Below are 20,091 nucleotides of genomic sequence, written 5' to 3'. Positions count from 1 at the left end.
TTCTGTTCACTACTGCCGAATGGTCAGGAAGAGGTAACCCCCAATCACCATAAAAAGAATATTCGCCAGCCAGGCGGATAGAAAGGGAGGAATCATTCCGTTATGCCCGAGAGAAGTACTCAGGGCGTATACTACCCAATAACTAAATCCGATTGCAAGGCTGATACCAATTCCTTTCGAAATTCCTCCGGACCGCTTTTCATTCCTTAAACCAAATGGAATCGCAACGATGGCCATAATGACATTGACCACCGGAAATGCAATTCTACCGTATAAGTCCACCCAATATCGGGTGGTCACGTACCCTTCCGCAGAAAGTTTTTTAACATAGTTTTTAAGTTCAACATATTTCAGGCGATCTTCCTGAATTCCGATCTGTTTGAAATCTTCCGGAGTGATGTCCAGAGTAATTCGCTCCCGATCGAATTTTTCCGTACGGATTTCTCCCCCCTTCAAAAAAGTTCTTTTGACTCCCGAGACCAGATACCACTCGGACCCTTCGTAAATCAGTTCCCTCGCATCGATCGATTCTTTTAATGAAAAAGTATCTGATAATTTATAAATTCCAATCCCAAATATCTTGTGCTGGTCCGGATCGACCAGCTGAACATTGAATAGGACATGATCTTCCGCCCGAAACCATATTTTATTTTGCCTGAAGTAGGAAAATTCGCCTTTCTTTTCAATGAAAACGGATCTGACCAATTCCGCCTGTTTAATCCCTGCAGGAATAAGATCGGTGTTTGCGTACAGTAAGATCACACCAATGATTGCAGCGATTCCCACCACAGGTAAGGCGGTCTTGTAAGGGCTTATTCCCGCGCTCTTCAGGGCGGTCATTTCGTTGTTTTTTGAGAATGTCCCAAATACGATCAGGGTCGAAAGCAGGATTGCAATGGGTGCAGTATCATATATATATTTCGGGATCTGACAGATGAAATATTCGAGGATCGTAAAAATATCCGGTTTGTAACGGAGGAATATTCTGACTTTTTCAAAAAAGTCGATTAATAAGTAGATCAAAACAAGTGAGACTAGTGACAGGGCAAATAGTTTGATGAATTCTCTTGCGACATAGCGGGTAATCAGAGTCATGGCGACATCAGTTTTTTGGGAGGCCAAAGAATCTGGCGGTCGGTCTTTATCAGGAAAAAGAGAGAAAAAAGAAAGAGAATGGCATTGGGCAAAAAAGCGGACAGGAAAGGTGAAAACCAATTTTGAACCAGGCAGTAGTCGCCAAAAACCGTCATGAAATAATAAAGGATCACGACGCCGATACCGATTGCGAATCCTCCCAGATTTCCCGCAGCCCTCCGGCTGAAAGTTCCCAGTGAAGGGCCTAACAGTCCAAAGAGGATCGTTGTCAGGGGAAGCGCGTAGGTTTTGTAATATTCCTGAAGTCTTTGTAAATCTTCAATATTTTGTTTATTAACGGCTGTACTCGAGATTTTTTTTCTGAGTGCGTAGAGTCCAAGATTTTCTTTAACACGTTCGCCTGGCTTTTGAATGTACCCGGAGAGGTCAATTTTAAGATCGTATCTGGAAAAAACGATCTGCTGGAAGAGATTTTCGTTTTCACCTTTTCGATAAATATTCCCGTTAATGAGCTGGAAACCGACCGAACTGGAAGTTTCGTCTGTCACGAAAGTTCCTTCCTGAGCAAGAATCAGGGCAGGTTCTTCCGGATTTCTCAAATCAGAAATAAAAATGCCTTTTAAATCCGAATAGTTCGGCATCTCCTCCACATAGATCATCATTTTATCAAAAAGGTCGTTAAAGATTCCTTCTTCCAACGCGACATTGATCCTTTTCTTGAGGACTTCGAATGAAATTTCCTTAAGTGAATTTCCTCCCCACGGCTTTGCCCAGGTAGCCAGAAGCAGAGTCAGAAGTCCGACCCCGGCGGAAATATAAAATATAGGACGGACGATCCTGTAGAAGCTTAAACCGGCGGATCGAATGGAAATCAACTCATTATCAGATGAGAACCGGTTCATCACGATAATAGAGGAGATCAGCACCGAAATGGGAAGGGTGAGGACCAGCAGGGACGGAATGGCGAAGAGAAATATTTTAAAAAGGGTGACAGAATCGACCCCTTTTGTAAGTGAAAGTTCAATAAATTCCATCAGCTGTTGCACAAACAACATTCCCGTCAGAAGAGAAAGCGTGAGTAGAAATGGGGGAAGAAATTCTTTTAGAAAATATCGATCTAGAATCATCATATTGAGCATTGCCCAATATAAATTATCCGGAAAGCGTTGTAAACCATAATAAAATGGGAAATTTCTTGACAGGTTTTGCTGTACTGTGATAAAAAAACAGTTTCACGGATTTTAAGATTTTAAGTTGGCTGTCAAATCAGCAACAGGTGTTCTCATTTAAAGGATTGAAATCCCAAATTATTTTGGAACGAGAGGGGGTGAACGAATTGAAAAAAATATTTTCCGGAATGCTTCTAATGGCAGGTCTCACAGTCTTTATTTTAGGAGGTTGCTACGATAAACCTGCTGAAGCTCCCAAAGCCGAGGCTCCCAAAGCCGCTGCACCGGCTGAAGTTGCCCCGACCTCTGCGCCAGCCGCAGCGGCTCCTACGTCGGCTCCAGCTGCCGCTCCTGCCCCAGCTAAATAGTAAGGAAATCAACTTTCTCCTCTTTGACGGCCCCGTTTTATACGGGGCTTTTCTTTATGGACCTTCCCCGCTTTCTTGACGAACCCCCTAAGGTATGTTACTTTTTTAAAAAGTGAAAAAGTATCTATAAAGGATGAAGACTTGGCCTTCGACAAGACCGCTATTATTCAGAACGCTCAAAAATTTACCATTAAAGGCCAAATTGACAAGGCGATCGAAGAATGGCAGAAAATAGTCAAGGAATCGCCCAACGATGGAAATACCCTCAATACCATTGGCGACCTCTACCTTAAAAAAAACAATAATCAGGAAGCCATTACCTCATACCTTAAGGCGGCCAAAGCCTTTGACTCTGCAGGTTTTTCATTAAAAACCATCGCGGTCTATAAAAAAATCATTAAAATCGATCCCGAAAATACTGAAATTCAGCTGAAGATGGCTGACCTCGATGCGGAAAGAGGGCTTATCGGGAATGCCATTGACGAATATCTGAAAATTGTCAGGCGATATACCAAGAATGGATTGCATAAGGATGCCATTCTCATTTACAAGAAGATCGTCAACCTGGACTCTGGAAATATCCAGATGCGTCTCATGCTCGCCAGTCTCTGTGAAAAGGAGAAAGAGCTCAAGGATGCGGTAGAGCAATATATTCAGATTGCCGGAATTTGCAAGACCCAGGGAAAGATGAGGGAAGGGGAAGAGGCACTTCATAAAGTACTTGCTCTCGAACCCGGACATGCCCAGGCGGGACAGATGTTAAAGGATTTTCACTCACCGGACAACTCAGCTCCGCCGATGCCCGCTCCCGAAACGATTGATTTCTCCCCGGGAAATCCGGAAAACGCCACGGGATCACGAGGTGTTTCATTCCAGGAATTTTCAATGACGGACGAGGTGAAGTCTTTTCCTCTGTCGGAGCCCGGCTATTCCGGAGGAATTTCTTCGGAGACCTTTTTAAAGGCGAAAAAGGAAGAAGCCGAACCGGTTATTTCAGAGGCTCCTCCAATGTTATCCCCCTTGCCGGAAACGATTGAATCTGAACCGGATCCCGTCGAAGGTTTTCTGCCAGAAGGAATCGATTTGTCCGCATTTGATTCTTCTTTGACTGATTCCCCGGCCTCTGTACCTGAACTGTCCGAAACCACTGAGGCGTCTTTGGCACCCGAAATGGACGATGAAAAGGTCAAGGAGAAACTGGCAGAAGGAGAGTTTTATTCCCAGCAGGGCCTCTTAAGCGAAGCAAGGATCATCTATGAGACGATCTTAAGATATTTTCCTGAAAACAGAATTGCAAAATCGAAATTAGATGAGATCCTCGGAACATTAAATGAAACGCCTGTCGCTGAGACCGCTAATTTTGAACAGGTGTTTTCGGAGCCCCTGGCGGCTTCGTCATTAGTTAATTCCCCGCCACCCGCACCTGAGCCCGTACAGAGTTTCAGCCATAACACTTTTACTCCCGGGACCGTTAAGTTGAAAACGACGATTCTTGATAAAACGGAAAAGACAGACTTCGTCAATTTAATGGGAGAACTTGAAAGCGAGTTTAAAGAAGAAATCGTGGCACCTTCAGACGACGCCGTCCAGGACGATGACTTCGGAAAAATCATCAAAGAATTTCAGAAGGGGATTCAGGCGAATATCGGCGAAAAAGATTTCGAAACCCATTTTGACCTTGGAGTCGCCTATAAGGAAATGGGACTCAGAACCGAAGCCATCGGGGAATTTCAAATTTCCGTCAAGGGAGGGTCTAGAGTCGTAGATTCCGCGATTCTCCTATCGCAATGTTATCTCGAAGAAGAACTGCCTAAACTTGCGGTGGAACAGCTTTCTCATGCGATTCAGATGACCCAGTTGAATCACGATCAGATCCACAGTTTAAAATATGAACTGGCGATGCTTTATGAGATGCAGGAAAATTATGAAGAAGCGCTCAACGTATTTAGCGAAGTATATAAAGAAAATGTGAATTACAGAGACGTTTCAAAAAAAATATCCCAGATTCGCCAAAGATCCCCTCGAAAAGCTTGATCTCCCTGGACCTTTTGACTATAATTCGATTTTGCCGTTGTTCCTTTTTTGAGACGGTTCTTGCATTTCGAATGCGGGTGTAGCTCAGCTGGTAGAGTACAAGCTTCCCAAGCTTGGTGTCGCGGGTTCAAATCCCGTCACCCGCTTTTAAAGATCCTCTCTCCTTCAGGAATGATTTTGAATCTTTAGCTCACAACGTCTTCACGCGATTCTCAAAATGATAAAAAGCATGACCGGATATGGAAAGGCGGACCTTGAAATAACAGGTTACCGTGTCGGGCTTGAAATCAGGTCGGTCAATCACCGATTTTGTGAAATCTCGGTCCAAAATTTGCCGCAGGACCTGAGATTTCTTGAGACGAAATTGAAGAAATTGGTTTCGAGAAGATTTTCGAGAGGACATTTTTATCTCTCCTTTCAAGTCATGCCAATGGAAAACGAATTCTCATTCGGGAATATTTATTTAAATGAAGAAGCATTGGAGCGCTGTTTTTTAGCCCTGTCGGGGATTAAAAAGAAGCTAGGATTGACAGAGGAGGTCTCACTCACGCATCTCCTCCAGCTGCAAGACAAATTTGTTCAGAAAATGCCAGGCGTTGATTTTAAAGAGTTTGAAAGCAAGATCGAGTCTCTATTGCAAAAGGCGATGTCAGAATTAGACAGGATGAGAGAAGAGGAGGGGAAATCTCTGGCTTCGGATCTGCAATCGCATCTGTTGTTGATCAAAAGTCAGATCGGCGAAATCGAGCGTTACCGGGAAGGGATCCTGCAAAACTACAAAAACCGTTTATTGAAGAAGCTGGATGAACTGAAGTCGATACTGGAAATGGACCCGCAAAGACTGGCGCAGGAAGTCGTGTTATATTCAGACCGGATGGACATCCAGGAAGAAATCTCGCGGCTGATCAGCCATCTCTCGCAGTTTGAAAAGATGATTCAGGGAAATGAGCCGTCAGGGCGCGGGATGGATTTCCTCCTTCAGGAGATGAACCGGGAGATCAATACGATCGGTTCAAAGACCGGGGGAACGCCGACGACGCTGTTTGTTAAACAAGAACTTGAAATCCTTCGTGAACAGGTTCAAAATGTGGAATAGGAAGGTCTGAAAAATTTGAAAAGGGGTAAAGGGAAGAGAGTATGATCGAAGGGAGCAGCAAACAGGGACAACTCTTTATTGTCTCGGCGCCTTCCGGAGCAGGGAAAACATCCCTCTGCAGACGTGTCATGGAAGAAGTCAAGAATTTGAAGACGTCAGTATCCTACACGACGAGGGCACGGAGACAGGGAGAGTCCGACGGCATCGATTATTTCTTCGTCGACCGGGATCAGTTCAGAACGATGATCGAAAATAACGAATTTCTGGAATATGCGGAAGTCCATGGGAATTTGTATGGGACTTCCCGGAGTCAGCTGATGTCACTCCAGAAACAGGGCTATGATGTGTTATTAGATATCGATGCCCAGGGAGCGATGCAGTTAAAAAAGAAATACAAGGAAGGAGTCTATATCTACATTCTACCCCCCTCCTTTGAGGTTCTCAAATCGAGACTGGTCGAGAGAAATTCTGATTCTCCCGAAGAGATTGCCCGAAGATTGAAGAAGGCGAGGGAGGAGATCTGGAACTACAGGGAATATTATTATCTGATCATCAATGATGATTTCGAAGGAGCTCTTGAAAGCTTGAAAGCGATTGTTATTTCAGAGCGGATCAAAATGAAACGAATGAATTTTTCCTGGATCGAGGAGACTTTTATAAAAGTGAAAGAAGGAGTATAAAAAAATGCTTGATATTATTTCATTGCCCATTGTCGTTGAAAACAAGAAAATAGATAGCCGCCATCGTTTAGTCATCATGGCGGCCCAGCGGGCGAAACAAATCGTCGAAGCGCCCACGGCACCTATCGATACCCGGTACGAAAAGGCTACGACGGTATCCATCGAAGAGATTTTGGAAAATAAAGTCGTTTTTCACACTGGAAGGGATGCCAGGCAGGCCCAAAGAGAAGCGAAACGTATGAGAGAAGAAGAGCTCAAGACCCAGGCGATGATTGCAAAAGAGGGTGAAATGATTACCGAGATCAAGAAAGAATTGAGTGTTTATGTTGACGATTCAATTCTTAAAGAGCCGGAAGGGGAGTAACCCCGTAGGAAAATGCGAAACAGGAAGATTGTTCTTGGCGTGACAGGAAGCATCGCGGCATATAAGGCCGTCTCCTTATTACGTCAATTGACTTCCCGGGAAGCCCAGGTCACGGTGGTGATGACCCGATCCGCCCTCAAATTTATCTCCCCGCTCACATTTGAAGTCCTGTCAAACCGGAAAGTGTTAACGGACATTTTCATGCCTTCGCATGAAATGGCCCATATCTCCCTTGCGGAATCCGCAGATTTGATTCTCATTGTTCCCGCTACGGCGAATTTTATCGCAAAAGCCTCGGCAGGCCTCGCCGACGATCTCTTAAGTGCGCTGGTACTTGCGACCCGGGTCCAGGTTATCATGGCTCCGGCAATGGATGGTGAAATGTGGAGCAAGACGACCACCCGGAGAAATGTCGAATTTCTGAAGACAGAGGGAATTCGATTCATTCCGCCTGAAAAAGGACGACTCGCGTCTGGAAAGACAGGCGAAGGGCGCCTCGCAGCGGAAGAGTCCATTCTCAGGGAGATTTCGAGTTATTTTGATAAAAAGCGGGATTTGAATGGAAAAAAAGTGACTATTTCAGCTGGTCCGACGCTAGAACCGATCGATCCTGTCCGATTTATATCGAATCGTTCTTCCGGAAAAATGGGATATGCCCTGGCCCATGAGGCCTTGTACCGGGGTGCCGAAGTGACCTTGATTTCTGGTCCGACGAATCTTGTGCCTCCTGCCGGAGCAAGATTCATACCGGTTCAGACCGGCGAAGGGATGGCCCGCGAGGCACTTAATCTCTTCCCGAAATCCGATATTTTTATTATGGCCGCTGCTGTTTCAGATTATCAGGTCATTCGCCCTGCGGAAAAAAAGATTAAAAAACAGAAGGGTCCGTTCCAACTTCAGCTGAATCCGACGAAAGATATTCTTGCCGAAATGGGAAATATGAAATCGAATCAGATTTTGGTTGGTTTTGCTGCGGAGACGGAAAGTGCCGACCGTTATCCGGTCAAAAAGTTGAAAGACAAAAATCTTGATCTGATCGTGGCAAATAATATCAGTTTAAAAGGGGCAGGGTTCGGTTCAGAGAATAATATTGTCACTTTTTATGACCGGGCGGGACATAAAGAAACCTTTTCCCTCCTTCCCAAAAGAAAAGTTGCCGAAAACATTTTTGACAAAATATTGACTTTGATTGGGCATTCGAAATGATTTTTCGTCCTGAATCCATGAACTATTCTTTCTTTTTGAAAAAAGACCTGGTTTGGGTTATGGTTTGACCTGAAACTTCCTTTCAAACGAGGGTTTGAAGCCGCATGCTTGACTTTTGTTTGAGATCTGATATCATAAACTCATTGTAATTACTAATTATTTTAGGAAAAATGAATGGCTGACATGCCAGCGGGGACGGTATCTCCGGAGATTGCGAAGCTGAGTGAAAAGCTTCAGAAAGAACCCGGTTCAAAAATATTTTTCAACCTTGCAGAGGAATATTTCAAAGGGGGAATGCTTGAAGAGGCGTTAATTGTTCTTCAAACCGGTCTAAAAGTCCATCCATCCTACCTGGGTGCCAAGGTTTTGCTGGGAAAAGTATACGCGGGCCAAAATAAAATAAAAGAAGCAAAAGAGCTCTTTGAACAGATTTTGAAAGTGAACCCGGACAATCTTATCGTCAATAAGAAACTCGCCTCAATCTATTTTGACGATAAACTTTTCAAAGAGGCAGAGAAGTGTTGCAACCAGGTCCTCTTTTTTAGTTCGAAAGATGTCGACGCGATCATCCTTCTTCAAAAGATACAGGAAGTCAGAAAAGAGTCTGAGCGGCGACCGCCGGAGGTCAAAATTCCTGAACCGTCTCCTCTGCCGCCGGAGTCCCCTGAAAATTCAGAAACCCCGGTTAATATAATAGAAATTGCGCAGTCCGCAAAAGAAGTTGAATCGCCTCCCGATGCGTTGATCTCTGTGGCGCCTCCCTTAACAGAAGAAGTTTCGTTAAATGGGAAAAAAGAAGACAAGGAAATAGAGAAGGCAGAACCGGAAAGCCAGTTTGATTTTGCCGATATCATGAAAGAGGAGGTTAAAGCGCCTCCCGAGAGAAGCGGCTCTTCGGAAAAAGGGGAGGGAAGGTCAAAAGAGAACCTGGAAACTATGGCTCTGGCTGAACTCTATATCAAGCAGGGTCATTATCAAAAAGGCATTGATATCTATCAAAAACTGCTTGACCAGGACCCCTATAACGAAACGGTTCGGCAACAGCTGGAAGACGCCAGGACGATCGGAAATCTCCTGGGTCTGAAAAATGAACCGGAAAAGATTGAAAAGGACATTCTCGAAACGATTATGCCTCCTCAGGAGGAGCCATCGCTTCCTGTTCAAACCGCGTCATCTCCCGTGAGTTCCAAGAACCAGTCTCGAATTGCCAGACTTAGGCAATGGCTTGAAATACTCAAAAATAACCATTAATCTTTTAAAAAATCAGAACGGATCGCTATGGGATTTTCTGAAATCTTGCGAAAAGTAGTAGAAGAATCAGATAAGGCTCTGGGAGCCGCAATTGTCGCAAATGACGGCATTGTGGTCGAAGAATATAAGAAGGAGAAGCCCCTCGATCTTTATGTATTGGGAGCTGAATTTTGCAAGACTTTCCGGGAGTTCAAGGAGAAAACAGAATTTCTCAAGAAGGGTTCTCCTCTTGAATTCACGGTTCAAATGGAATCGGCGATTTTGATATTCAAGAAAATCAATGACGAATATTTCCTGGTTCTGGTTCTCGACGCTGACGGAAATTTTGGGAAAGGGCGGTTTATCATCAGGCGGGAGATGGATCAGCTGAAAGATGAGTTCAAATAAATCAAAGTCGAGGCAAAGGATTCTGGTTCTCCATGGCCCGAATCTTAACTTATTGGGCAAACGGGAGCCCGGGATCTATGGTTGTCTGACACTGGAAGAACTCAATCAGGAAATTTCGGTTGAGGCGGACCGCCTGGGGATTGATGTGGAAATCCATCAGTCTAACTCGGAAGGGGAATTGATTGAACATATCCACACAAGCGGAGTGAAATGCCATGCTCTGGTTATTAATCCTGGCGCCTATACGCACACCAGTATCGCCATTCGAGATGCTATTTCAGCTTTGTTGATTCCGACGGTTGAAGTTCATCTTTCAAACATTTATAATAGGGAACCGTTCAGGCACCATTCCATGATTGCGCCGGTTGCCCTGGGTCAAATTACCGGGTTTGGTCCGAAAAGCTATCTTTTGGGCCTTCAGGCGGCCGTCTACCACTTGCGTCAGTCTTAATTGAGTTCTTTAAAATTAATCATTCTGATTTTTAACTTTAAAATAGAAGGAATATCCCCGTAATGATCTCCACCACCGACTTTAGAAGTGGCCTTAAAATTGAGTATAATGGCGACCCGTATGAAATAATCGAATATCAACATGTTAAACCCGGCAAAGGGGCAGCTTTCGCAAAAACGAAAATGAAAAACCTGAAAACGGGAAATGTTCTTGAGAGGAATTTCCGCTCGGGTGAAAAGTTTGATGCACCCGATGTCGAAGAAAAAGAGATGCAGTATCTGTATGCGGAAGGGAAAAACTACTATTTTATGGACACCGGCAACTATGAACAGCTCTTTATACCGGAAAGTCAAATGGGAGGTGCCCAGAATTACCTGAAAGAAAATATGCAGGCAAAAGTTGTTTTCTATAAAGGACAGGCGCTTTCAGTCATTCCGCCCATGTTTGTCGAATTGAAGATAGTTGAAACTCCACCGGGTGTCAAAGGGGATACTGCCACAGGCGGTTCCAAAATGGCTAAAGTGGAAACAGGCGCTCTGATCAAGGTTCCCCTTCATCTGGATGAGGGTGCCGTGATTAAAGTGGATTCCCGAACAGGATCGTACATAGAAAGAGTTTCCAAATAAGGGTCGGAGACGGCAGGTCATATTCTCGAAATGTATTTTCCAGTATGATATGAGAAGAGGTGTTTGAATTATGAATATGGATGAGATAAGGGAAATTATAAAGGTTTTGGAAAAAACCGATATCGTGGAGTTCGAACTCGAAAAATCCGGGGTCAGAGTGAGGATCAAAAAAGGAACGGACGACTGGGTCGTTGCGAACGGGTCACACGAGAAAAAGGGCGCGAAAACGTCAAACCTGACCCACGGGCTGTCAGTTGAATCGGAGGCCGGAAGCGAAGAGAGTTCATCGCTGAATCAAAAAGTAATCAAAGCACCTATTGTGGGAACCTTCTACCGTTCTCCGTCTCCGGATGCAGAGTCTTACGTCGAAATTGGAACGGTTGTCAAAAAAGGGCAGATCGTTTGTATCATTGAAGCCATGAAGCTGATGAATGAAATCGAGTCGGATGTCGATGGCAAGGTTGTTGAAATACTGACTGAAAATGCACACCCGGTGGAGTTTGGTGAACCTCTGTTTGCCATTGAACCCCAGTAAGGTTTTGTTCCGGTCGGGGTTCCTGATCAACTTGTTCTGAATACCCTTTAGATTAGAAAAATGGCCATGATGTTTAAGAAGATTTTAATCGCAAATCGGGGAGAAATTGCACTTCGTGTGATTCAGGCTTGTAAGGAAATGGGGATCAAAACCGTTGCCATTTACTCGGAAGCTGATTTGAATTCCCTTCATGTGCGATTTGCCGATGAGGCTGTCTGTGTGGGTCCTGCCGATGCTTCACAGAGCTATCGAAACATACCCAATATTTTGAGTGCGGCGGAAGTCACTGACGCCGAGGCGATTCATCCAGGTTATGGATTTCTTGCCGAGAGCGCCTATTTTTCTGAAGTCTGCGAATCAGCAGGGGTGAAGTTTATTGGTCCATCGGCAGAGTCGATCTCTCTGATGGGAAACAAAGCCAAAGCGAAAGAGATGATGATTAAGAACGGCATTCCTGTCATTCCGGGGAGTGAAGGGAAATTGATGGGAGAGGAAAATGCGAGGGATATTGCAAAAAGAATTGGCTATCCATTAATTATCAAGGCATCCTCCGGGGGAGGAGGACGCGGGATGAGAGTGGTCAACAAGGAAGAAGAGTTGATGAACGCGGTTCAAATCGCCCAATCCGAAGCCCTCTCTGCATTTGGAGATGACAGTGTTTATATGGAAAAGTTCTTTATTGAACCGAGACATATTGAAATACAGATTCTTTGTGACGAAAAGGGCCATATGGTCCACCTGGGCGAAAGAGACTGCTCCATTCAGAGAAGGCATCAAAAGATCATTGAAGAGACTCCCTCGCCCGTTGTCGATGAGTCGACTCGGAACGAAATGGGAAGAATTGCCCTGTCGATCGTGAATTCGATTGGATATGTGAATGCCGGAACGATCGAATTTCTAATGGACACGGATCATAAGTTTTATTTTATAGAAATGAATACACGGATACAGGTTGAACATCCGATAACCGAAATGGTGACCGGAGTCGATCTGATCAAGGAACAAATCAAGATTTCTGCGGGCCGGTCTCTTGACTTCAAACAGAATCAGGTCAGAAGAAGGGGCCATTGCATCGAATGCCGGATCAATGCGGAATCCCCGGATCATTTTAAACCCTCACCCGGTTTAATCAAGCAGTTTCGAACGCCAACGGGTCCGGGAGTTCGAATCGACACGGCGGCTTTTGCAGGATATCATGTTCCTCCCTATTACGACTCTCTGATTGCGAAATTGATTGTCTGGGGAGAAAACCGGACTGAAGCGATTGCCCGAATGCGCAGGGCCCTTGACGAGTTTATTATAGAAGGGATCGAGACCACCATTCCCCTTCACCGTAAAATATTTCAAGACCCCGGATTTATCAAAAGTAAATATGCTACAAACTATCTTGATAAATTAATTCCGACCCTTCATCAGTAAGATCGTATAGACGTGACCTCTATTCTCCAGGCGAAGATTTGTCTTATTACCCCTCCTTCCATCGGAAATCCGGATCTCTTTTTTACCCGTTTGAACGAAGCACTTTCCGAAGGAATCCGGTTTGTCCAGTACAGAAACAAAGAATGCTCCAAAAAGGAGGCACTTCGAATCTCGATTAGGCTGCGGGAATTAACTGCACGGTATCGGGCTATTTATATTGTCAACGACGATCTCGATATTGCCCTTGCTTCCGACGCGGATGGCGTTCATATCGGCCAGAAAGATTTACCGATTAAAGAAGCGCGGAAACTCCTGGGGAAAAAGTGGATCATCGGAGTTTCGACGCACAACCTGAATCAGGCCCTGGAGGCCCAGAAGGGAGGGGCTGATTATATTGGATTTGGGTCTGTCTTTACATCGGGGACGAAAAACGAATCGGTTGAACTTGGAACACGAGCGCTTCAGGAGGTTGCACGGGGAGTGGAACTCCCTGTCATTGCGATCGGAGGGATTTCGGCGTCAAATATCGAAAAGGTCTTTGAATGCGGTGCAAAAGGGGCAGCCGTTATATCGGCGGTCTGGGAGCAGGATAATATTAAATATGCCGTGAAAACCTTGTTTGAAGAAGTTCGAAAAGTGATGAAAGACGACCAAATTACTGATTGACAAAAGAGGGTGGAATGGCTAGTCTAACCCCATTTTAACCAGGCGGGAAAAAGTCGATGGCAAATGAGAAGCTGCTCCTGATTGATTCGGAAGATTCGATTCGGCAAGTGACGTTGAAAGTCTTGAAAGATTATTCTGTTCTTGCGGTGAATTCTGCCCAGCTGGCTCTCCAGCGTTTGAATGAAGAATCTTTTGACCTGGTTCTTATCAATCTCATGTTCAAAGAGATGCATTCTCTTTTTTCGATCATTAAGGAGTCCTACCGTGACATTCCCTGCCTGCTCCTGATTGCTCCCCACGATCTCGAGAGCGGGAACGATTTTCTAAAGACCGGAATTTACGGGTTTATTCTGAAACCGTTTACCCGCCAGGAGATGTTAAATACGGTCGAAGAATCTCTCTGGAGATCCCGGATTATCAAAGAGAATGTTAGGCTTAAACTTTTAATGCCTCTTTTTGAAATGACGCAAAATCTGGCTGAAAGACCCAAAATGGGGGATATTTTCCAGCAGATCTTTACGCTCATTTCCCGGGAATCGGGAGCCGATCTGGTTTCATTCACCTTCGGAGAGAAAGGGTATTCCGTACCGGTCTTTCAGGAAATAAAAACGAATCAGTCAGGATACAGAGCCGAGCTTTCGGATCTTATTCGATGGCTTGAGCAGCGTTTTTCAAACCTCCTCAGAGCCCTGCTCATTTCAGATTCGGATAATGAATATCAGGATGTTTTCGAACAAATTAAATCCTTTCATTTCTCATCGCTCATGGTTTATCCGCTGAATTCCAAATATGATACCCGCGGCATCCTGATCTGCCTAAAGAGCGTTTCGAAAAATGGCTTTTTGCCACCGGACAAAGAGCTTTTTTCAATCATCGGCCATCAACTTTCCATTATTCTCGAAAATTACGGACTGATCGAAGAACTTGAAAACGCTCACTTTGAGTCATTAAAGGCGCTGGCTTCCGCGATCGAGGCGAAAGATTCCTACACCAGCGGTCACTGTGACAGGCTGGTCGATTATTCCCTATTGCTTGCGGATAAGTTGAATATGAGCCAGGAGGATCGAAAACAGTTAAGATATGGGGCGGCCCTTCATGATATCGGAAAGATCGGCATAAAAGATGCGATATTGGGAAAACCGGGAAAGCTGACCCCGGTTGAATATGATGAGATGAAGCTCCACCCGAGAATTGGAGCAGATATTTTAAGAAAGATAAAATTTCTAAAGCCCGTCGCTCCGATCATCTATCATCACCAGGAATGTTTTGACGGAACCGGTTATCCGGAAGGTATTGCCGGTGAAAAAATTCCGATGGCATCCAGGATTGTTGCAATCCTGGACACCTATGACGCCATGACCACCGACCGGCCTTATCGAAAAGCTCTTCCCGCACAGACGGCCATAAATGAATTGATCCGTTATTCAGGCAAGCAGTTTGATCCGGATCTGGTCAAAATATTCATCGAAGTCATTCAAGAAAAAGTCTAGCCGAGAAGTTTCTTCCAAAAGAAGTTCCTTCCCGCTTCGGACTTTCTGCTCCTAAAAGTCAGGATGGGAACGTCGCATTCCTCCCCGATCATTTTCTGGTTTTCGTGGAGAGGGGATTCCGCCGGAAATGCTTCAGGCTGATTCAATATGACCGCCAGGACATTCAAACCCCGATCTTTTGCAAAATGGAGGGACAGGAGGGTCTGATTGATCGCTCCGATCCTCTGAAGGGAGACCAGAATGACAGGAATCCCGAGAGCAAGGATCAGGTCGGTCATATCGTAATGTTTCTGAATCGGCACCCTCAATCCACCTGCCCCTTCGACGACCATCCATCTGTGCTGGGAAGAGATTGACTCGAAAGAGGTCACAATTCTTCGAGGATCAATCCGTCTCTTTTCCAGGCGTGCTGCGACTCGGGGTGCGGCGGCGGTTCTGAACCGGTAAGGGGAGACGGATTCTATCGGGATATTCGAGCGGGCAGCAGTGATCAGGCGTACGGCATCCGAATCCTCTCTGGTCAGAATGCCTGTTTCAATGGGCTTAAGAATGCCGACCTTTTCGCCCCGAGCGATCAGCTGTTCGATAAAACGGCAGGCAAAATAAGTCTTGCCGACTTCGGTATCGGTTCCGGCTATAAAAAACCTCTTGTGACGGCCGATGAGTCCCCCCATTCAAATAAGCCTGCTGTCAAGATTAAAAACCTGTCCCGAGACATTTTCCATTCGGCTCAGATTGAAAATAAATTGAGCGACTTCTTTCAAAGAAGACGATTTGTGAAGGGAGTTTTCCAAAACCATCTTCTGCTGATGCCGGAGTGAAAGTTTTAATCCCATCGGTGTCGGGAGGTAACCTGGTAAAACTGCATTAACCTGTATCTGATCCATGCCCCATTCCAATGAAGCCGCTTTCGTGAGTCCGATGACTCCTGCTTTGGAAGCGGCGTAACTCGCTTGTCCGATTCGTCCTGTCATTCCGCTTCGCGACGCAATATTAATAATGTGACCTTTCTTTTGGGCCATCATCCATCCAGCGGCAAGTTTCATGCATAAAAAGACCCCTGTCAGATTGATCTTTACGGTTTCATTCCAGTCTGTTTCACTGATCTTTGAAAAAAGGGCGTCTTCATTTAATCCTCCGCTGTGGATGAGAACATCGAGATGAGACCATCTTTTTTTGATCAAGTCAAATAGCGTATCGACAGAATGCGCCTGCCGGAGATCGGCCTGGCACGTAAATGCATCATCTGATTCTGAGGAGTGCCCCAGTTCATTCATCAGAAGTTTGGCCTTTTTTCCGGAACGAAAGTAATGAAGCGCCAAACGGTCCCGCTTTTCATAAAAAGTTTTCGCGAGTTCCATTCCAAGCCCGCCGGAGCCTCCGACGATCAGGACATTTTGTCTAGATAATCCCAAAATGTTTACCCCATTTTGTCAACAGTTTTACACAGATTTCAATATCAGCCTCACTGTGGGCGGCAGAAAGTGAAATTCTCAGGCGTCCCTTTCCTCCAGGAACCGTGGGAGGGCGTATCGCAGGTATATAAAGGCCTTCTTCAAACAGGGCTTTGGAAAATTCCATTGTTTTAAAATTATCTCCTGTCAAAATCGGAATAATCGGCGTAATGCCTTCAGTAACCGAGAAACCTGATTTAAGAAGGCGGGCGTAGAAAATGGCTTGATTTTTTTTCAGTCGGGATCTCAGCGCCTCGCCTTCGGAAAGGAGTTGCAAAGCGACAATTCCCATAGCTGGAATGGCAGGAGGAAGAGAGGTGGTATAGATAAATGGCTTGGCCCGATTGATCAAATAGTCAATCAGCGATTTTGAACCTGCAACAAATGCTCCGTAAAGACCGGCTGCTTTGCCCAGGGTTCCCATTTCAATCCTGTTCTCCCGTTCCAGATTGAAATGCTCAAATGTGCCACGTCCGTTTTTTCCGAGGACCCCGAATCCGTGGGCATCGTCGATGATGAGTTCACTTTGAAATTGCCGGGCAGTGGAAACAAGTTCCGGAAGATCTGCAAGATCCCCCTCCATGCTGAATACCCCTTCTGAAATGATCCAGGCCTTCTGGTTTTTCGACTTTTTGTCAAGAAGGTATCTCAAATGATCGATATCACGATGTCTAAAGAGTTTGAATGTGGCCCGGCTAAGCCGGCACCCGTCCATCAGGCTGGCATGATTCAGGCGATCTGCCAGAACAAGATCTCCTTCTTTTGGCAGGGCAGAGAGTAGAGCAAGGTTGGCGAGATACCCGGATCCGAAGAGAAGTGCCGATTCGGTGTTTTTAAATTTTGAAATTTCGTTTTCAAACGTGAGATGTGGAAGAAATGATCCCGACAAGAGCCTTGAGGCGCCGCTTCCCGCTCCATATTGTTTCAGAGCATCCTGGCCTGCTTCGATGAGCCTCGGATGACGGGAGAGTCCAAGATAATCGTTGGAAGAGAATGAGAGATACGTTTTGCCGTCTATCACGATTTCTGGTCCGTTTCCAGGCATTCTGGAAGCAAGCGCGCGATAGAGTCCCTCTTTTTTCAATTTTTCGATTGTATCGTCAAACATGGTCAAACACGTCTTTCAAATCGTGATTCCAAAAGATGTTCTATTAAAGCATTGATTATTCAAAAAGTGAACCCAAAATTGCCTGTAATGCGGCCGCGACAAGTTGCCGGAAGGGGAAAAAACTTGACAGAATATTGAAGGTGGGGTTAAAATTAAAATAAAGCGTAGACGAGTCTGAAAGCCTTTATCAAGCAATGATCATAAAGTTTTTCCGTTGGAGGAGGCGTAATGTTCGAAAGATTCACCGATCGTGGAAGAAAAATCATCATCCTGGCCAGAGAGGAAGCCGAGAAACATCAGAATGACTATCTCGGTACGGAACATCTTGTCCTGGCTATCTTAAGGGAGGGTGACGGGATGGCACTTGCCGTCTTGAAAAAGATGGGGCTTTCCAGCGAACAAATTCGTCTCGAAATTGAAAGAAATTTACCGGGCGGCGGAAGCACGATGACCTTTGGGGAAATTCCATTTACCCCGCGTGTCAAGAAAGTCCTTGAGTATGCGATGGAAGAGGCTAAACTCCTGGGCCACAACTATATTGGCAGCGAGCATCTGCTCCTCGGACTTTTAAGAGAAGAAGAGGGAATCGGAGGAAAGATTCTTCGAAGCCTTGGTTCAAATCTCTTAACGGCCCGGCAGTTGACGATTAACTTATTAAGAAAAACATCCCCGAGAGAGAAAGATAAAAAGAGCAATACCCCGGCGCTGGATGAATTCGGCCGGGATTTGACTCAACTGGCTTCGGAAGGGACTCTCGATCCGGTCATAGGTAGATCCGATGAAATTGAACGCGTTCTTCAGATCCTTAGCCGGAGAACCAAAAACAACCCGGTTTTAATTGGAGAATCTGGTGTCGGAAAAACGGCGATTGTGGAAGGACTTGCACAGAGAATTATTGCGAGCGAAGTGCCCGACAATCTGCTCAATCAACGGGTCATTGCGCTTGATCTCGGATCCCTGGTCGCTGGAACCAAATATCGCGGTCAGTTTGAAGAGCGACTCAAAGTGGTCATGAAAGAAATCATGACCGCAGGTAATGTCATTATCTTTATTGACGAATTACATACCCTGGTCGGGGCCGGGGCGGCAGAGGGCTCGATCGATGCCTCTAATATGCTTAAGCCCGCCCTCGCAAGAGGGGAAGTCCAGTGCATCGGTGCCACGACTCTGGATGAATACCGAAAACATATCGAAAAGGATTCTGCACTCAAGAGACGTTTTCAGCCTATCTTTGTCCAGCCTCCCAGTATGGATCAGACCATTCAGATCATACAAGGATTGAAGGACCGTTATGAAGAGCATCACGGCGTAAAGATCAGCGAGGATGCGGTCATCGAGGCAGTCCGCCTGTCGGACCGGTATATCACGGACCGATTTTTGCCTGACAAGGCAATCGATGTCATCGACGAGGCCGGTTCAAGAGCGAAACTGATCAACTATTCCCAGCCGCAGGAGATTCGGAATATTGAAAATGAAATTAAAAGAGTTGCCAAGGAAAAGGACCTCGCAATCAAGCTTCAAAATTTTGAAGAAGCGGTACGTCTGAGAGAAGAGGAAGAGCGGTTAAAGAGATTAATGGAAGACTCGAAAAAAGAATGGAAAAAGACGCAGGAGAAGAACAAGCCGAATATCAATAAAGAAGAGGTGGCCTATGTGGTCTCAAAGATGACGGGGATTCCTCTCTTCCGTTTGGAAGAGGAAGAGACAAAAAAACTCATCCACATGGAGGAAGAACTACACAAGAGAATTGTAGGACAGGACGAGGCGATTGATGCGGTCTGTCGTGCCATCCGTCGTTCCCGCGCAGGATTGAAAGGTGAAAGAAGGCCGATCGGGTCATTTATATTTCTCGGTCCTACCGGAGTCGGTAAAACGGAGTTGGCGAGAACTCTGGCCAAATTTATGTTCGATGATGAGGATGCCTTGATCCGGATTGACATGTCTGAATACTCGGAAAAGTTCAGCAGTTCCCGTTTGATGGGCGCGCCTCCGGGATATGTGGGATATGAAGAAGGGGGACAGCTGACCGAGAAAGTCCGCCGCAGACCGTATTCTGTAATCCTTTTCGACGAGATTGAGAAAGCGCATCCTGATCTGTTCAATGTGTTGTTGCAGGTTCTCGATGACGGCGTTCTGACAGATAGCCTGGGAAGAAAAGTCGATTTTAAAAATACCGTTTTAATTATGACCTCCAATCTGGGAGCTCGATTGGTCGAAAAGGCGCCAAGCCTTGGTTTCCAGAAAATGGGCGAAGAGGGAGAGGCGGATCAAAAAGTGAAAGACGGCATAATGGCTGAATTGAAAAAGACTTTTAATCCCGAGTTTTTGAATCGTTTGGACGAAATGGTTGTTTTCCATCAGCTGGACAAAAAACATCTCCTCAAAATTGTGGATATGCTTCTGGATGACGTAAATAAGAGAATCGCGATTAAGGGACTTCAAATGGAGGTCACGCCTGAAGTAAAGAAATGGCTTGTGAAAGAGGGATATGAGCCGAATTACGGCGCTCGACCGATGAGAAGAGCGATTCAGCGAAAACTTGAAGATCCGCTTTCGGAGGAAATTTTAAAAGGGCGCTTTAAGGATATCAAAAAGATTAAGGTGTTGTTGAAAGAGAATTTGCCGGTGTTTGTTGAAAATGAGGTGATGGCCGAAGTGTAGTTGGCCGGATTTTTAAAATCCCCTCTGGAAA

20 protein-coding genes and 1 tRNA gene are annotated in these 20,091 nt (G+C 45.4%); 16 read left to right on the top strand and 5 right to left on the bottom strand.

Annotation, left to right across the window (positions count from 1 at the left end):
• Window positions 1-9: 9 nt before the first annotated feature.
• A complete protein-coding gene (gene lptG, locus HY200_08650) occupies window positions 10-1,095 on the bottom strand; it encodes an LPS export ABC transporter permease LptG (protein ID MBI3595013.1) in 1,086 nt (361 codons plus the stop codon).
• Window positions 1,092-2,225, bottom strand: a complete 1,134-nt coding sequence (locus HY200_08645; GenBank protein ID MBI3595012.1) for an LptF/LptG family permease — start codon at window positions 2,223-2,225, stop codon at window positions 1,092-1,094. Before HY200_08645 ends, lptG begins: the two co-directional genes overlap by 4 nt.
• Before the next feature lie 206 nt (window positions 2,226-2,431).
• Here HY200_08645 and HY200_08640 point away from each other — a divergent pair, with 206 nt between their 5' ends.
• The 15 genes from HY200_08640 to HY200_08570 all read left to right on the top strand — a co-directional run bounded on the left by HY200_08640 (window position 2,432) and on the right by HY200_08570 (window position 14,837).
• Window positions 2,432-2,632, top strand: a complete 201-nt coding sequence (locus HY200_08640; protein ID MBI3595011.1) for a hypothetical protein — start codon at window positions 2,432-2,434, stop codon at window positions 2,630-2,632.
• A 141-nt stretch (window positions 2,633-2,773) separates the two neighbouring features.
• Entirely contained in the window at window positions 2,774-4,666 is a 1,893-nt protein-coding gene (locus tag HY200_08635; protein ID MBI3595010.1) for a hypothetical protein, read from the top strand.
• Window positions 4,667-4,739: 73 nt separating this feature from the next.
• Window positions 4,740-4,812 (top strand) — tRNA-Gly (locus HY200_08630).
• Window positions 4,813-4,883: 71 nt separating this feature from the next.
• Window positions 4,884-5,762, top strand: coding sequence for a YicC family protein (locus HY200_08625; GenBank protein MBI3595009.1), 879 nt, complete (start codon window positions 4,884-4,886; stop codon window positions 5,760-5,762).
• Window positions 5,763-5,803: 41 nt separating this feature from the next.
• Complete coding sequence (gene gmk, locus HY200_08620; GenBank protein ID MBI3595008.1) at window positions 5,804-6,442, top strand: guanylate kinase; 639 nt, start codon at window positions 5,804-5,806, stop codon at window positions 6,440-6,442.
• Window positions 6,443-6,446: 4 nt separating this feature from the next.
• Window positions 6,447-6,806 carry a DNA-directed RNA polymerase subunit omega gene (gene rpoZ, locus HY200_08615; protein MBI3595007.1) on the top strand — a complete coding sequence of 120 codons (360 nt, stop codon included), beginning with the start codon at window positions 6,447-6,449 and terminating at the stop codon, window positions 6,804-6,806.
• 12 nt (window positions 6,807-6,818) lie between these two features.
• Entirely contained in the window at window positions 6,819-8,012 is a 1,194-nt protein-coding gene (gene coaBC, locus HY200_08610; protein ID MBI3595006.1) for a bifunctional phosphopantothenoylcysteine decarboxylase/phosphopantothenate--cysteine ligase CoaBC, read from the top strand.
• A 174-nt stretch (window positions 8,013-8,186) separates the two neighbouring features.
• The gene (locus HY200_08605) at window positions 8,187-9,263 is read left to right on the top strand and encodes a tetratricopeptide repeat protein (protein MBI3595005.1); all 1,077 of its coding nucleotides are present in this window, start codon (window positions 8,187-8,189) and stop codon (window positions 9,261-9,263) included.
• A 45-nt stretch (window positions 9,264-9,308) separates the two neighbouring features.
• Window positions 9,309-9,650, top strand: coding sequence for a roadblock/LC7 domain-containing protein (locus HY200_08600; GenBank protein ID MBI3595004.1), 342 nt, complete (start codon window positions 9,309-9,311; stop codon window positions 9,648-9,650).
• Entirely contained in the window at window positions 9,637-10,101 is a 465-nt protein-coding gene (gene aroQ / locus HY200_08595; GenBank protein ID MBI3595003.1) for a type II 3-dehydroquinate dehydratase, read from the top strand. Before HY200_08600 ends, aroQ begins: the two co-directional genes overlap by 14 nt.
• Before the next feature lie 62 nt (window positions 10,102-10,163).
• Window positions 10,164-10,727: an elongation factor P gene (efp, locus tag HY200_08590; GenBank protein MBI3595002.1), complete on the top strand. Its 564-nt coding sequence runs from the start codon at window positions 10,164-10,166 to the stop codon at window positions 10,725-10,727.
• A gap of 106 nt (window positions 10,728-10,833) precedes the next feature.
• Window positions 10,834-11,262, top strand: a complete 429-nt coding sequence (accB, locus tag HY200_08585; GenBank protein ID MBI3595001.1) for an acetyl-CoA carboxylase biotin carboxyl carrier protein — start codon at window positions 10,834-10,836, stop codon at window positions 11,260-11,262.
• 69 nt (window positions 11,263-11,331) lie between these two features.
• Complete coding sequence (gene accC / locus HY200_08580) at window positions 11,332-12,681, top strand: acetyl-CoA carboxylase biotin carboxylase subunit (protein ID MBI3595000.1); 1,350 nt, start codon at window positions 11,332-11,334, stop codon at window positions 12,679-12,681.
• A gap of 12 nt (window positions 12,682-12,693) precedes the next feature.
• On the top strand, window positions 12,694-13,347 hold the full coding sequence (thiE, locus tag HY200_08575; protein MBI3594999.1) for a thiamine phosphate synthase: 654 nt from the start codon (window positions 12,694-12,696) through the stop codon (window positions 13,345-13,347).
• 56 nt (window positions 13,348-13,403) lie between these two features.
• Window positions 13,404-14,837, top strand: coding sequence for an HD domain-containing protein (locus HY200_08570; protein MBI3594998.1), 1,434 nt, complete (start codon window positions 13,404-13,406; stop codon window positions 14,835-14,837).
• Here HY200_08570 and bioD read toward each other — a convergent pair.
• From bioD to bioF, 3 genes are read right to left on the bottom strand one after another with little or no spacing between them, the layout of a single operon-like run.
• Window positions 14,834-15,511: a dethiobiotin synthase gene (gene bioD / locus HY200_08565; protein MBI3594997.1), complete on the bottom strand. Its 678-nt coding sequence runs from the start codon at window positions 15,509-15,511 to the stop codon at window positions 14,834-14,836. The two genes, HY200_08570 and bioD, sit on opposite strands and share 4 nt — an antisense overlap.
• Window positions 15,512-16,252, bottom strand: a complete 741-nt coding sequence (locus HY200_08560; GenBank protein MBI3594996.1) for an SDR family oxidoreductase — start codon at window positions 16,250-16,252, stop codon at window positions 15,512-15,514. It lies immediately after the preceding gene.
• A complete protein-coding gene (gene bioF / locus HY200_08555) occupies window positions 16,239-17,399 on the bottom strand; it encodes an 8-amino-7-oxononanoate synthase (GenBank protein MBI3594995.1) in 1,161 nt (386 codons plus the stop codon). Before bioF ends, HY200_08560 begins: the two co-directional genes overlap by 14 nt.
• Window positions 17,400-17,627: 228 nt before the next feature.
• Here bioF and HY200_08550 point away from each other — a divergent pair, with 228 nt between their 5' ends.
• On the top strand, window positions 17,628-20,060 hold the full coding sequence (locus tag HY200_08550; protein ID MBI3594994.1) for an ATP-dependent Clp protease ATP-binding subunit: 2,433 nt from the start codon (window positions 17,628-17,630) through the stop codon (window positions 20,058-20,060).
• Window positions 20,061-20,091 lie beyond the last annotated feature (31 nt).

This window comes from Nitrospirota bacterium (genome assembly GCA_016194305.1).
Classification (GTDB): domain Bacteria; phylum Nitrospirota; class Nitrospiria; order JACQBW01; family JACQBW01; genus JACQBW01.
This window is presented reverse-complemented; position numbering and strand designations above follow the sequence as displayed.

Coding starts and splice junctions, on each gene's coding strand:
- rpoZ (MBI3595007.1), top strand. CDS start 6,447: ATGCTTGATATTATTTCATTGCCCATTGTCGTTGAAAACAAGAAAATA.
- coaBC (MBI3595006.1), top strand. CDS start 6,819: ATGCGAAACAGGAAGATTGTTCTTGGCGTGACAGGAAGCATCGCGGCA.
- efp (MBI3595002.1), top strand. CDS start 10,164: ATGATCTCCACCACCGACTTTAGAAGTGGCCTTAAAATTGAGTATAAT.
- HY200_08645 (MBI3595012.1), bottom strand. CDS start 2,225: ATGATGATTCTAGATCGATATTTTCTAAAAGAATTTCTTCCCCCATTT.
- lptG (MBI3595013.1), bottom strand. CDS start 1,095: ATGACTCTGATTACCCGCTATGTCGCAAGAGAATTCATCAAACTATTT.
- gmk (MBI3595008.1), top strand. CDS start 5,804: ATGATCGAAGGGAGCAGCAAACAGGGACAACTCTTTATTGTCTCGGCG.
- bioD (MBI3594997.1), bottom strand. CDS start 15,511: ATGGGGGGACTCATCGGCCGTCACAAGAGGTTTTTTATAGCCGGAACC.
- bioF (MBI3594995.1), bottom strand. CDS start 17,399: ATGTTTGACGATACAATCGAAAAATTGAAAAAAGAGGGACTCTATCGC.
- HY200_08570 (MBI3594998.1), top strand. CDS start 13,404: ATGGCAAATGAGAAGCTGCTCCTGATTGATTCGGAAGATTCGATTCGG.
- HY200_08550 (MBI3594994.1), top strand. CDS start 17,628: ATGTTCGAAAGATTCACCGATCGTGGAAGAAAAATCATCATCCTGGCC.
- HY200_08625 (MBI3595009.1), top strand. CDS start 4,884: ATGATAAAAAGCATGACCGGATATGGAAAGGCGGACCTTGAAATAACA.
- HY200_08605 (MBI3595005.1), top strand. CDS start 8,187: ATGGCTGACATGCCAGCGGGGACGGTATCTCCGGAGATTGCGAAGCTG.
- aroQ (MBI3595003.1), top strand. CDS start 9,637: ATGAGTTCAAATAAATCAAAGTCGAGGCAAAGGATTCTGGTTCTCCAT.
- accC (MBI3595000.1), top strand. CDS start 11,332: ATGTTTAAGAAGATTTTAATCGCAAATCGGGGAGAAATTGCACTTCGT.